Origin of the sequence: Paraburkholderia sediminicola, from assembly GCF_046026855.1 — a bacterium.
Classification (GTDB): domain Bacteria; phylum Pseudomonadota; class Gammaproteobacteria; order Burkholderiales; family Burkholderiaceae; genus Paraburkholderia; species Paraburkholderia sediminicola_A.
The window spans coordinates 104,419-117,055 of record NZ_JAQQET010000023.1 but is presented as its reverse complement, the minus strand read 5'-3'; the positions used below and the strand labels follow the sequence as shown (position 1 = coordinate 117,055).

At 59.5% G+C, this 12,637-nt stretch carries 11 protein-coding genes; all 11 read right to left on the bottom strand.

Annotation, left to right across the window (positions count from 1 at the left end):
- Window positions 1-14: 14 nt before the first annotated feature.
- On the bottom strand, window positions 15-1,505 hold the full coding sequence (locus PQR40_RS24520) for an NADH-quinone oxidoreductase subunit M (RefSeq protein ID WP_408510011.1): 1,491 nt from the start codon (window positions 1,503-1,505) through the stop codon (window positions 15-17).
- Window positions 1,506-1,519: 14 nt separating this feature from the next.
- A complete protein-coding gene (gene nuoL, locus PQR40_RS24515) occupies window positions 1,520-3,592 on the bottom strand; it encodes an NADH-quinone oxidoreductase subunit L (RefSeq protein ID WP_408234775.1) in 2,073 nt (690 codons plus the stop codon).
- A gap of 17 nt (window positions 3,593-3,609) precedes the next feature.
- Entirely contained in the window at window positions 3,610-3,915 is a 306-nt protein-coding gene (gene nuoK / locus PQR40_RS24510) for an NADH-quinone oxidoreductase subunit NuoK (RefSeq protein ID WP_006052894.1), read from the bottom strand.
- Window positions 3,916-3,935: 20 nt separating this feature from the next.
- Window positions 3,936-4,619 (bottom strand): NADH-quinone oxidoreductase subunit J, encoded by a 684-nt coding sequence (locus PQR40_RS24505; RefSeq protein ID WP_408234773.1) that lies wholly within the window; start codon window positions 4,617-4,619, stop codon window positions 3,936-3,938.
- 183 nt (window positions 4,620-4,802) lie between these two features.
- Window positions 4,803-5,291, bottom strand: a complete 489-nt coding sequence (nuoI, locus tag PQR40_RS24500; protein WP_408213499.1) for an NADH-quinone oxidoreductase subunit NuoI — start codon at window positions 5,289-5,291, stop codon at window positions 4,803-4,805.
- Between the two features lie 15 nt (window positions 5,292-5,306).
- A complete protein-coding gene (gene nuoH / locus PQR40_RS24495) occupies window positions 5,307-6,371 on the bottom strand; it encodes an NADH-quinone oxidoreductase subunit NuoH (RefSeq protein ID WP_408234770.1) in 1,065 nt (354 codons plus the stop codon).
- Complete coding sequence (gene nuoG, locus PQR40_RS24490; protein WP_408510010.1) at window positions 6,372-8,705, bottom strand: NADH-quinone oxidoreductase subunit NuoG; 2,334 nt, start codon at window positions 8,703-8,705, stop codon at window positions 6,372-6,374.
- Window positions 8,706-8,818: 113 nt separating this feature from the next.
- Entirely contained in the window at window positions 8,819-10,147 is a 1,329-nt protein-coding gene (nuoF, locus tag PQR40_RS24485; protein WP_408234764.1) for an NADH-quinone oxidoreductase subunit NuoF, read from the bottom strand.
- A complete protein-coding gene (nuoE, locus tag PQR40_RS24480; RefSeq protein WP_054034960.1) occupies window positions 10,144-10,629 on the bottom strand; it encodes an NADH-quinone oxidoreductase subunit NuoE in 486 nt (161 codons plus the stop codon). The genes nuoF and nuoE overlap by 4 nt, the downstream gene beginning before the upstream one ends.
- 131 nt (window positions 10,630-10,760) lie before the next feature.
- Window positions 10,761-12,014 (bottom strand): NADH-quinone oxidoreductase subunit D, encoded by a 1,254-nt coding sequence (locus PQR40_RS24475; protein ID WP_408234761.1) that lies wholly within the window; start codon window positions 12,012-12,014, stop codon window positions 10,761-10,763.
- A gap of 9 nt (window positions 12,015-12,023) precedes the next feature.
- On the bottom strand, window positions 12,024-12,626 hold the full coding sequence (locus PQR40_RS24470; protein ID WP_408234758.1) for an NADH-quinone oxidoreductase subunit C: 603 nt from the start codon (window positions 12,624-12,626) through the stop codon (window positions 12,024-12,026).
- Window positions 12,627-12,637 lie beyond the last annotated feature (11 nt).

The window sequence follows — 12,637 nt, the reverse complement described above, 5'->3', positions numbered from 1 at the left end:
TCCTCCGCTCTGCATTACTGTGGCAACGGCAGTTTGGACTGCGCGACGTGGGAGAGGAGGTTTTCCACGGATACGTGCATCACATCGGTAAAGGGCTTCGGATACAGGCCCATGAACAGCGTCAGTGCAGCGAGCACTGCCAGCATGAAAAACTCGCGACGGTTGATGTCCACGAGGCTCTTCACGTGATCGTTGGCGATCGCGCCGAAGTACACCCGCTTATACATCCACAGCGTGTAGGCCGCACCGAGAATCAGCGTGACTGCCGCGCCGCCTGCGATCCAGAAGTTGTACTGGACAGCAGCCAGAATCACCATGAACTCGCCGACGAAACCGGAAGTACCCGGCAAACCGCAATTGGCCATGGAGAACAGCATCACGAACGCCGCGAACTTCGGCATCACGTTGACGACGCCACCGTAATCGGCGATCTGGCGCGAGTGCATACGGTCATACAGTACGCCGATGCTCAGGAACATCGCGCCCGACACGAAGCCGTGCGAGATCATCTGCACGATCGCGCCTTCCATGCCGAGCTGGTTGAAGATGAAGAAGCCGAGGGTCACAAAACCCATGTGCGCGATCGACGAATACGCGACCAGCTTCTTCATGTCGGCCTGCACCATCGCAACCAGGCCGATGTAGATCACCGCGATCAGCGAGAGCGTGATGACAACAGGCGCCAGGAAATGGCTCGCGTCCGGCGCGATCGGCAGCGAGAAGCGCACGAAACCATAGGCGCCCAGCTTCAGCATGATCGCGGCCAGCACGACCGAGCCGCCGGTTGGCGCTTCCACGTGCGCGTCAGGCAACCACGTATGAACCGGCCACATCGGCACCTTCACGGCGAAAGCCATGAAGAACGCTATAAATATCAATATCTGCGGCGTCATGCCGATCTGCGCGTTCTGCCATGTAGCCAGATCGAACGTGCCGGTCTGAATGTACAGGTAAAGCAGCGCGACTAGCATCAGCAGCGAGCCCATCAGCGTGTACAGGAAGAACTTGAACGCCGCATACACGCGGTTCGCCCCACCCCACACCCCGATGATGATGTACATCGGAATCAGCGTCGCTTCGAAGAACACGTAGAACAGCATGCCGTCCGCTGAACTGAACACGCCGACCATGATGCCGGAGAGGATCAGGAACGCAGCAAGGTACTGCGCGACATTCTTCGTGATGACTTCCCACGCGGCGATCACGACGATCACCGTAATCAATGCGGTCAACACGACGAACCACATCGAGATGCCGTCGACACCCAGGTGGTACGTGATGTTGAAACGCTCGATCCAGTTCGCCTTTTCGACGAACTGCAGATCGGCGGTGCTCGAATCAAAACCAGTAATCAGCGGGATCGTCACGAGGAAGCTGAAGACCGAGCCGATCAGCGCAATCCAGCGCGCCGGAGCCGGGTTCCGGTCGGAACCGATAGCGAGGACCAGGAGACCTACGAGGATCGGTAACCAGATCGCAATACTGAGAATCGGATAAGCGTGCATTAGTGTCCCTCGCCTTATTTGCCGCCGAGCGTTACAAACAGGGTCAGGAGCCCCAACATGCCGATAATCATGGCAAACGCGTAGTGGTAGATGTAACCGGATTGGAGGAAGCGGATCACGCCGGCAAACCAGCCGATAAAGCGCGCGCTACCGTTGACGATACCGTCGATGACCACGACGTCGCCTTCCTTCCAGAGACCACGGCCAATTGCCACGGCGCCCCGCGCGAACACGACTTCGTTGATCTTGTCCATGTAGTACTTGTTGTCGAGCAGCGTGTAGATCGGACCGAACGCGCGCTTGATGACAGCCGGCAGGTCAGGACGAACCAGGTACAGGAACCACGCGACCACGACACCTGCGAGCGCCAGCCACACCGGCAAACCTGAGACCGAGTGCAGACCCATCGACGCCCAGCCGTGGAATTCTTCAGTCATCTCCTGCACCGCAGGATGGTTTGCGCCGATGAAGATCACCTTGTCGAACGCCACGCCATGCTGGAAGAAATCACCGAACAGCATCGGGCCGACACCGATCGCACCGATCACCACCGACGGGATCGCCAGCAGCACCAGCGGCAGCCACACCACCCACGGCGTTTCGTGCGGCTCGTGTGCGTGGTCGTCGTGCCCGTGACCATGGCCGTGCGCGTCATGGCCGTGACCGTCATGCGCGTGCGCGGCCGCTTCGATGCCCATCGGCGATTCCGGATGCTTCGGATCGCGGAAACGCTCCTTGCCGTGGAACACCAGGAAGTACATACGGAACGAGTACAGCGCAGTGACGAACACGCTCGCCACCACCGCGAAGTACGCGAAACCCGAACCCGGCAGATGCGACAGCTTCACTGCGTCGATGATCGAGTCTTTCGAGTAAAAGCCGGAGAAGAACGGCGTACCGATCAACGCCAGCGAACCGACCAGCGACGTGATCCAGGTAATCGGCATGTACTTGCGCAGGCCGCCCATGTTGCGGATGTCCTGATCGTGGTGCATGCCAATAATCACGGAACCCGCGCCAAGGAACAGCAACGCCTTGAAGAACGCGTGCGTCATCAGGTGAAACACGGCGACCGAGTAGGCCGATGCACCGAGTGCGACCGTCATGTAACCGAGCTGCGACAGTGTCGAGTAAGCCACCACGCGCTTGATGTCGTTCTGGATAATCCCGAGGAAACCCATGAACAGCGCCGTGATCGCACCGATCACCATCACGAACGACAACGCCGTGTCCGACAGTTCGAACAGCGGCGACATGCGCGTCACCATGAAGATACCGGCCGTCACCATGGTTGCCGCGTGAATCAGTGCGGAGATCGGTGTCGGGCCTTCCATCGAATCCGGCAGCCAGACGTGCAGCGGGAACTGCGCCGACTTACCCATCGCGCCGATGAAGAGGCAAATACAGGCAACCGTCAGCAGACCCCAGTCCGTGCCCGGGAAGCTCAATGCGGCGAGTTCGGTGCGTTTCGCGAACACATCGCCGTAGTTCATCGATCCGGCGAACGCGAACAGCAGGCCGATACCGAGCAGGAAACCAAAGTCCCCGATGCGGTTCACGATAAACGCCTTCATGTTCGCGTAAATCGCCGTCGGACGCGTGAAATAGAAACCGATCAGCAGGTACGACACCAGGCCCACCGCTTCCCAACCGAAGAACAGTTGCAGGAAGTTGTTGCTCATCACGAGCATCAACATCGAGAACGTGAACAGCGAGATGTACGAGAAGAAGCGCTGGTAGCCGTCGTCGTCGGCCATATAGCCGATCGTGTAGATGTGCACCATGAGCGACACGAAGGTCACCACACACATCATCATCGCCGTCAGCGAGTCGACCAGGAAGCCGACCTCGAACTTCGTCTGCCCGATTTGCATCCAGTTATAAACAGTGGCGTTGAAGCTCGCACCGTCCATCACCTGGAAGAAGACGATGGCCGAGAGGATGAACGAGATCGCGACGCCGAGGATCGTAACCGAGTGCGCACCGGCTCGCCCTACCGCTTTTCCGAACAGCCCCGCAATCAGCGAGCCGGCCAGCGGTGCCAGCGGGATCGCCAGCAGCAGGTTTTCATTGAGTATCGTTGACATAACCGCTTTACCTGAAATTAACCTTTGAGCTGATCGAGGTCCTCGACATTGATCGTGTCGAGGCTACGGAACAGGGTCACCAGAATTGCGAGTCCGATCGCGGCTTCAGCTGCTGCAACCGTCAGCACGAAGAAGACGAAGATCTGACCGTGCACGTCGCCAAGGTAATGCGAGAACGCGACGAAATTGGTGTTCACCGCCAGCAGCATCAGTTCGATCGCCATCAGGATGATGATGACGTTGCGACGGTTCAGGAAAATGCCGACGATGCTGATCGCAAACAGGATCGCGCCGAGGACAAGGTAATGAGCAAGGGTCAACATGATTTCTATCTCCTGTCCGCTCAGCTGTTCTTGGCGGGTGCCGAGTCGGCCGCTGCCGCTGCTGCGGCTTCTTCCGCCGCGACAGTTGCCGCGGTCTTTTCAGATGCCATCTTCACGATACGCACGCGGTCCTGAGCACGCACCTTGACCTGGTCGCCGATGTTCTGGCGCTTGCTGTCTTTCTTGTGGCTCGTGGTCAGCGCAATCGCCGCGATGATCGCCACCAGCAGCACAAGGCCGGCGACTTCGAACGCGAAGATGTAGTCGGTGTAGATGACCTTGCCGATCAGGCGGGTGTTCGACCAGTCGGCCATACCGTTCGCGGCAGCCGTGGTGTCGCGCAGCGCCGTGGCAGTCGCGCCGTAGCCGTGCCACAGGATCAGCGCGGTCTCGATCACGATGATCGCGCCCACCAGCGTGGCCATTGGCACGAAGCGTTTGAAGTCTTTGCGCAGCACGTCGATGTTGATGTCCAGCATCATCACGACGAACAGGAACAGCACCATCACCGCGCCGACATACACCAGCACCAGCAGGATCGCGAGGAACTCGGCCTGCAGCAGCATCCAGATCGCGGCTGCGTTGAAGAACGCCAGCACCAGAAACAGTGCGGACGAAACCGGGTTGCGCGAGGTGATCACCTTCAGCCCTGAAACCACCAGGAGCAGTGCGAAGATGTAGAACAGTACGGTCGTGAATTCCATGATTACCGGTTCATCGTTAGGCCATCGTCAGGCATTGTTCTTTGGCACGTGCGTCTGGCAAAACGGCCAGAACAACTGCACAGGTGCGCCGTGCCGCGGCGGTCAGACCGCGGCGCTCGGCCCGACAACAGGCCGTGTTACTGCTTCATTTACTGCCGCATTTACTGCTTCAACAGAAGCGCTTCAACGATACGGTGCGTCGGCTGCCTTGCTCGCAGCGATCTCCGCTTCGTAGCGATCGCCCACGGCCAGCAGCATGTCCTTCGTGAAGTACAGGTCGCCGCGCTTTTCGCCGTGATATTCGAGAATATGCGTCTCGACGATCGAATCGACCGGGCAGCTTTCTTCGCAGAAACCGCAGAAGATGCACTTGGTCAGGTCGATGTCGTAACGCGTCGTGCGGCGCGTGTTGTCCGCACGGGTTTCCGATTCGATCGTGATGGCGAGCGCCGGGCACACCGCTTCGCACAGCTTGCAGGCGATGCAGCGTTCTTCGCCGTTTTCATAGCGTCGCAGCGCATGCAGGCCGCGGAAACGCGGCGAAATCGGAGTCTTCTCTTCCGGGAACTGCACCGTCACCTTGCGCTTGAACGTGTAACGTCCGGTCAACGCGAGGCCTTTGAGCAGCTCCGTCAGGAAGAAGGTCTTGAAAAAGTTTTGGATTGCGGTCATGGGTTCATCCGCCCTTTATTTCCAGATATTCAACGGCGACATGATCCAGAAACCGACCACGATGAGCCACACCACGCAAACCGGAATGAAAATCTTCCAGCCCAGACGCATGATCTGGTCATAGCGATAGCGCGGGAACGTAGCACGCGCCCAGATGAATACCGACAACAGGAAGAAAACCTTCAGCACCAGCCAGAAGATGCCCGGGATAAACGACAGGAAACCGAACGGTGCGCTCCAGCCGCCGAGGAACAATGTTGCAGCCAATGCCGAGATCACGATCATGTTGATGTACTCGGCGAGAAAGAACAGCGCGAACGCCATCCCCGAGTAATCAATCATGTGACCCGCGACGATTTCCGACTCCCCTTCCACCACGTCGAACGGGTGACGGTTCGTTTCGGCGATGCCCGAGATGAAGTACACGACGAACATGGGCAGCAGCGGTAGCCAGTTCCACGAGAGGAAGTTCAGGCCGTAACTGGCGAAAATACCGCGCTCCTGCGAACCGACGATGTCCGACAGATTCAGGCTGCCCGAGGTCATCAGCACGACGACGAGGGCGAAACCCATCGAAATTTCGTACGAGACCATTTGGGCGGCCGCGCGCATGGCGCCGAGGAACGCGTATTTCGAGTTCGACGCCCAGCCCGCCAGAATCACGCCGTACACACCGATGGACGAGATCGCCATCGCGTAAAGCAGACCGGCGTTAATGTCGCCGAGGACCGCGCCAGCCTGGAACGGAATCACCGCCCAGACCGCAAAAGCCGGCACCACCACCATGATCGGCGCGATCAGGTAGATCCAGCGGCTGGCCTGCGCCGGCTGAATCACTTCTTTCAGCAACAGCTTCAGCACGTCGGCGATTGGCTGCAGCAAACCTGCAGGGCCAACGCGATTAGGGCCGAGACGCACGTGCATCCAGCCGATCAGCTTACGCTCCCACAGAATCAGGTAAGCCACGCACAGCAGGATCACGACGGCCACCACCAGGATGCGCACCAGTGCCCACACCGTGGGCCATGCCACACCGAGAAGCTGGGTGCCGCCCGAGTTGATCGTATCGAACAAGCTCATTTACGCCTTCTCCACCACCAGTTCACCGAACAGGCTGCCCAGCGCTGCACCGGCAGGCGTAGCCGCCGATACGCGGACGACCGTCTCCACAAGATTTGCGTCGCGCACGGCCGGCAACTGCACCGATTGCTCGCCCTGGCGCACGCGCACTGCGTCGCCTTCCTTCAAACCCAGTTTGTCGAACAGCGCAGCCGGCAGACCGACCGAATTCGCTGCGCGCGCTGCTGCCGTCAGATGCAGAGATTCAGCACGACGCACCAGCGCGTCGGCGTGATAAATCGGCACGTTGGCGATACGCTCGAACTTGCCTTCCGCTGCCTTCACCGCCTTGCCGCGCGCAACCGCAACGCCCGTCCTGTTCGACAGACGCGAGACCAGATCGCCATCGCCAAGGGCCGCCGTGCGCACTTCTTCCGACGTGTCGAATTCGAAGCCAGGCACGCCCAGCAGGCTGCCCAATACACGCAAAACCTTCCATGCCGGACGCGTATCGCCAAGCGGACGCACGACGCCGTTGAATGTCTGCACCGTACCTTCCGCATTGACGAACGTGCCGGCCGTTTCCGTAAACGGTGCGATCGGCAGCAGCACGTCTGCATAATCGGCGCCTGTCTGGAACGGCGACATCACAACAACCATTTCAGCCTGCTTCAGCGCGGCCAAAGCCTGCACCGGATTGGCCGTGTCGAACTCAGGTTCGACGTTCAGCAGCACATAACCCTTGCGCGGTTGCTCGAACACTTCGCGAGCGTTCAAACCGCCCTCGCCCGGCAATGCGTTCACGAGATGCGCGCCGACCGTGTTGGCGGCTTCGGTGAGGAAGCCCAACGTTGCGCCGGTCGCGTCTGCGATCCATTGCGCCGTGGCGTGAATCGCAGCGAAGTCCGGATGACGGACCGCGCCGTTGCCGAGCAACACCACACGGCGTTCGCCGGTGGCAAGCGACTTCGCGACCTGTTTGTTAGCGTCCGTCGGCTGCGTGCCGGCGAGGGCTTCTGGCAGTGCCACGCCGTTTGCTTCCGAGACCGCGCCAGCGATGCCGGCCAGTGCGTCGAGCCATGCCGACGGCGCGGCAACGACACGCTGCGCTTGCGGAATCAGCGCGTCGTCGTTTGTAGCTTGCACGAGCGTGAGCTTCGTACCGCTCTTGGCAGCTTGACGCAGACGCGCGGCGAAGAGCGGATGATCGCGACGCAGATCCGAACCGATTACCAGTGCGGCGTCGACGTTCGAAAGGTCGGCAATCGTGGTACCGAGCCACGGTGCACCGTTGACGGGTGCGGAGAAATCCGACTGACGCAGACGGAAGTCGACGTTCGGCGTACCGACCGCTTGCGCGAGCTGCTTCAGCAGGAATAGTTCTTCGACGGTGCTGTGGGCGCTGCCGAGCGCAGCCAGCGCGTTCGCGCCGTGGTCGCCCTTGATGCCCTTCAAACCCTTGACCACATATTCAAGCGCGGTTTGCCAGTCGGTCTCGACCCACTTGCCGCCCTGCTTGAGCATCGGCTGCGTGAGACGTTCAGGGCTGTTCAAACCTTCGTACGAGAAGCGATCCTTGTCCGAAATCCAGCATTCATTGATGGCTTCGTTTTCGAACGGCAGAACACGCATCACGCGGTTGTTCTTCACTTGCACCACGAGGTTCGCGCCGACGGAATCGTGCGGGCTCACCGACTTGCGGCGCGACAGTTCCCACGTGCGGGCGCTGTAACGGAACGGCTTGCTGGTCAATGCGCCGACCGGGCACAGATCAATCATGTTGCCCGACAGTTCGGAGTCGACCGTCTTGCCGACGAACGACGTGATTTCCGAATGTTCACCGCGGCCCAGCATGCCGAGTTCCATCACGCCGGCCACTTCCTGGCCGAAACGGACGCAACGCGTGCAATGGATGCAGCGCGACATTTCTTCCATCGAAATCAGCGGGCCGACGTTCTTGTGGAACACCACACGCTTTTCTTCGCTATAGCGCGATGCCGACTTGCCGTAGCCCACGGCCAGATCCTGCAACTGACACTCACCGCCCTGATCGCAGATCGGGCAATCCAGCGGGTGGTTGATCAGCAGGAATTCCATCACGGCTTGCTGGCCCTTCACCGCCTTCTCGGACTTCGTGCGCACGATCATGCCAGCCGACACCGGCGTGGCGCATGCGGGCACGGCCTTCGGCATTTTTTCGACATCGACCAGACACATCCGGCAGTTGGCCGCAATCGACAGCTTCTTGTGATAGCAGAAGTGAGGAATGTACGTGTCGACCTTATGCGCAGCCTGGATCACCATGCTGCCTTCAGGCACCTCTACTTTCTTGCCGTCTATTTCAAGTTCAACCATGATGGTCAATCTTCCTTAACCTGTTACCGCTCAACCGTTCGCCGTTCTCATCGCCCGTTTCAGGCGATGAATCCCGCGGATGACGTGTTCTGGTGCACTATCTGGCGTACTTCTTAGGCAGCCACTGTTTCCGACGCCGCTGCCGCACCGGCGTGACCGCCGACGAGGCAATGCTTGTGGGCGACGTGATATTCGAATTCGTCCCAGTAGTGCTTGAGCATGCCGCGAACCGGCATAGCCGCTGCATCGCCGAGCGCGCAAATCGTGCGACCCATGATGTTCTCAGCAACCGAGTTCAGCAGATCCAGATCTTCCGGACGGCCAAGCCCGTGTTCGATACGATGCACAACGCGATACAGCCAGCCGGTGCCTTCGCGGCACGGCGTGCACTGACCGCACGACTCTTCATAATAGAAATACGACAGACGCAGCAACGAACGCACCATGCAACGCGTCTCGTCCATCACGATGACCGCGCCGGAACCGAGCATCGAGCCTGCCTTGGCGATCGAGTCGTAGTCCATGTCCGTCTGCATCATCATTTCGCCCGGGATCACCGGTGCCGACGAGCCGCCAGGAATCACAGCCTTGATCTTCTTGCCGCCGCGCATGCCGCCGGCCAGTTCCATCAGCGTCGCGAACGGGGTACCGAGCGGAATTTCATAGTTGCCCGGACGTTCGACGTCGCCTGCGATCGAGAAGATCTTCGTGCCGCCGTTGTTCGGCTTGCCGATTTCGAGGTAATTCTGCGGACCGATTGCGAGCAGGAACGGCACCGCAGCGAACGTCTCGGTGTTGTTGATCGTGGTCGGCTTGCCATAGACGCCGAAGCTCGCCGGGAACGGCGGCTTGAAGCGTGGCTGGCCCTTCTTGCCTTCAAGCGATTCGAGCAGCGCGGTTTCTTCGCCACAAATGTAGGCGCCGTAACCGTGGTGCGCATGCAGTTCGAACGAGAAGCCCGAACCCATGATGTTGTCGCCGAGGAACCCGGCGCGACGGGCTTCGTCCAACGCTTCTTCAAAGCGCTTGTAGACTTCCCAGATTTCGCCGTGAATATAGTTGTAACCGACCGTGATGCCCATTGCGTACGCGCCAATGGCCATGCCTTCAATCAGCGAATGCGGATTGAAACGCAGGATGTCGCGGTCTTTGAACGTGCCCGGTTCGCCTTCGTCCGAATTGCAGACGAGGTACTTCTGGCCCGGGAACTGACGCGGCATGAAGCTCCACTTCAGACCGGTCGGAAAACCTGCACCGCCACGGCCGCGCAGACCCGACGCCTTGACATCGGCGATCACCTGCTCGGGCGGAATCTTTTCTTCCAGAATGCGGCGCAGTTGGGCGTAACCGCCGCGCGCCACATAGTCTTCGAGATGCCAGTTGTCGCCGTTCAGGCCGGCGAGAATCAGCGGTTTGATGTGACGATCGTGTAAAGACGTCATTTCGAAAGTTCCTCGAGCAGCTGGTCGATCTTCGCGCGGCTCATGAAGCTGCACATGCGATGGTTGTTCACCAGCATCACCGGCGCATCGCCGCACGAGCCCATGCATTCACCTTCTTTCAAGGTGAACTTGCCGTCAGCCGTGGTTTCGCCGAAGTCGATGCCGAGCTTCTGCTTCAGATATTCAGCGGCGCTGTCGGAGCCGCCGTCCGGGCCGAGCTGGCACGGCAGGTTCGTGCAGAGCGTGATCTTGTACTTGCCGACCGGCGAGGTCTCGTACATCGTGTAGAAGGTAGCCACCTCCTGCACGGCGACCGCCGGCATGCCGAGATAGTCCGCAACGAACTGCATGAGTTCGGGCGACAGCCAGCCATGCTCTTCCTGAGCAGTAGCCAGCGCCGACATCACGGCGGACTGTTTCTGATCGGCGGGATACTTCGCGATCGCACGATCGATTTCTTTCAGGCCTTCAGCTGAGATCATTTTCAGACACGACTCTTTCAATTCCTACCGAACGAAAACCCGTCGCTTGAATCATGCTGCGACAGACCCGGCGTTCCTGTGCTTGACGCGTGCTTCGGTACAAGCTGAAGACGCGCGCCGATGAATACGTCCTAGCGATCCACTTCGCCGAACACGATGTCCTGCGTACCGATGATCGTCACAGCATCAGCGATCATGTGACCACGCGCCATTTCGTCGAGCGTGGACAGGTGCGCATAGCCCGGCGCGCGAATCTTCAGGCGATACGGTTTGTTCGCGCCGTCCGAGATCAGGTAGATACCGAACTCGCCCTTCGGATGCTCGACCGCGGCGTATGCCTCGCCTTCCGGCACGTGGAAGCCTTCCGTGAAGAGCTTGAAGTGGTGAATCAGCTCTTCCATGTTCGACTTCATGCCGACACGCGACGGCGGCGCGACCTTGTGATTGTCGACCATCACCGGACCCGGATTCTTACGCAACCAATCAATGCACTGTTTCACAATCCGCGTGGACTGACGCATTTCTTCGACGCGAACCAGATAACGGTCATAACAATCGCCATTAACGCCGACCGGAATGTCGAAATCCATCTTGTCGTAAACTTCATACGGCTGCTTCTTGCGCAGATCCCACTCGATACCCGAGCCGCGCAGCATCGCGCCGGTCATACCGAGGTTCAGCGCGCGTTCCGGGCTGACCACACCGATACCGACCAGACGTTGCTTCCAGATCCGATTGTCGGTGAGCAGTGTTTCGTATTCGTCGACACACTTCGGGAAACGCGTAAAGAAATCGTCGATAAAGTCGAGCAGCGAACCTTGACGGTTCTCGTTCATCCGCGACAAAGCCTTCGCATTGCGAATCTTCGACGCCTTGTATTGCGGCATTGCGTCAGGCAGATCGCGATAGACACCGCCCGGACGGTAGTAAGCCGCGTGCATCCGTGCGCCGGACACTGCTTCGTACACGTCCATCAGGTCTTCGCGTTCGCGGAACGCATACAGGAACACCGCCATCGCGCCGACGTCGAGCGCGTGTGCGCCGATCCACATCAGGTGGTTCAGCACGCGCGTGACTTCGTCGAACATCACCCGGATGTACTGCGCGCGAATCGGCACTTCGATACCGAGCAGCTTTTCGATCGCCATCACGTAGCCGTGCTCGTTGACCATCATCGACACGTAGTCGAGGCGGTCCATATACGGCACGGACTGGATGAAAGTTTTGGTTTCCGCGAGCTTTTCGGTCGCGCGATGCAGCAGGCCGATGTGCGGATCGGCGCGCTGGATGACTTCGCCGTCGAGTTCGAGCACGAGGCGCAGCACACCGTGCGCTGCCGGATGCTGAGGGCCGAAGTTGAGCGTGTAGTTCTTGATCTCTGCCATGGCGTTCTCTTAGTGTTTCAGACCGCCATAGCGATCCTCGCGGATCACGCGCGGCGTGATTTCCCGCGGCTCGATCGTCACAGGCTGATAGACGACGCGCTTCTCTTCCGGGTCGTAACGCATTTCGACGTAGCCGGAGACAGGAAAATCTTTACGGAACGGGTGACCAATGAAACCGTAGTCGGTCAGGATGCGGCGCAGGTCCGGGTGACCCTCGAAGACGATGCCGTACAGGTCGAATGCTTCGCGCTCGTACCAATTGGCCGAACTCCAGATATCGACAACCGATGCGACGATCGGCACTTCGTCGTCCGGGGCGAACACGCGCAGGCGCAGACGCCAGTTGTTCTGCACGGACAGCAAATGCAGCACGGCCGCGAAACGCGGGCCGTCGTATGCGCCATCGGCGTAAGTCTGATAGTCGACGCCGCACAGATCCATCAACTGCTCGAAGCCGAGCGTGCGATCGTCGCGCAGACGCGTTGCAACGTTGATGTAATCGCTCGCCTTCACGACGATCGTCAACTCACCGATTGCTTCGGTGGTGCTCAACAGGAGGCCGCCAAAGGCCGCCTCGAGGTTCGCTTTCAGGGTCTCGAGTTTGCTTGCCATATTGTGGGGGA

Excerpts from the sequence above, each read along its gene's own strand:
- nuoL (WP_408234775.1), bottom strand. The coding sequence starts at position 3,592 with ATGTCAACGATACTCAATGAAAACCTGCTGCTGGCGATCCCGCTGGCA.
- PQR40_RS24505 (WP_408234773.1), bottom strand. The coding sequence starts at position 4,619 with ATGGAATTCACGACCGTACTGTTCTACATCTTCGCACTGCTCCTGGTG.
- nuoH (WP_408234770.1), bottom strand. The coding sequence starts at position 6,371 with ATGAGCTTGTTCGATACGATCAACTCGGGCGGCACCCAGCTTCTCGGT.
- nuoE (WP_054034960.1), bottom strand. The coding sequence starts at position 10,629 with ATGATCTCAGCTGAAGGCCTGAAAGAAATCGATCGTGCGATCGCGAAG.
- PQR40_RS24470 (WP_408234758.1), bottom strand. The coding sequence starts at position 12,626 with ATGGCAAGCAAACTCGAGACCCTGAAAGCGAACCTCGAGGCGGCCTTT.
- nuoG (WP_408510010.1), bottom strand. The coding sequence starts at position 8,705 with ATGGTTGAACTTGAAATAGACGGCAAGAAAGTAGAGGTGCCTGAAGGC.
- nuoI (WP_408213499.1), bottom strand. The coding sequence starts at position 5,291 with ATGACCGCAATCCAAAACTTTTTCAAGACCTTCTTCCTGACGGAGCTG.
- nuoF (WP_408234764.1), bottom strand. The coding sequence starts at position 10,147 with ATGACGTCTTTACACGATCGTCACATCAAACCGCTGATTCTCGCCGGC.
- PQR40_RS24475 (WP_408234761.1), bottom strand. The coding sequence starts at position 12,014 with ATGGCAGAGATCAAGAACTACACGCTCAACTTCGGCCCTCAGCATCCG.
- nuoK (WP_006052894.1), bottom strand. The coding sequence starts at position 3,915 with ATGTTGACCCTTGCTCATTACCTTGTCCTCGGCGCGATCCTGTTTGCG.
- PQR40_RS24520 (WP_408510011.1), bottom strand. The coding sequence starts at position 1,505 with ATGCACGCTTATCCGATTCTCAGTATTGCGATCTGGTTACCGATCCTC.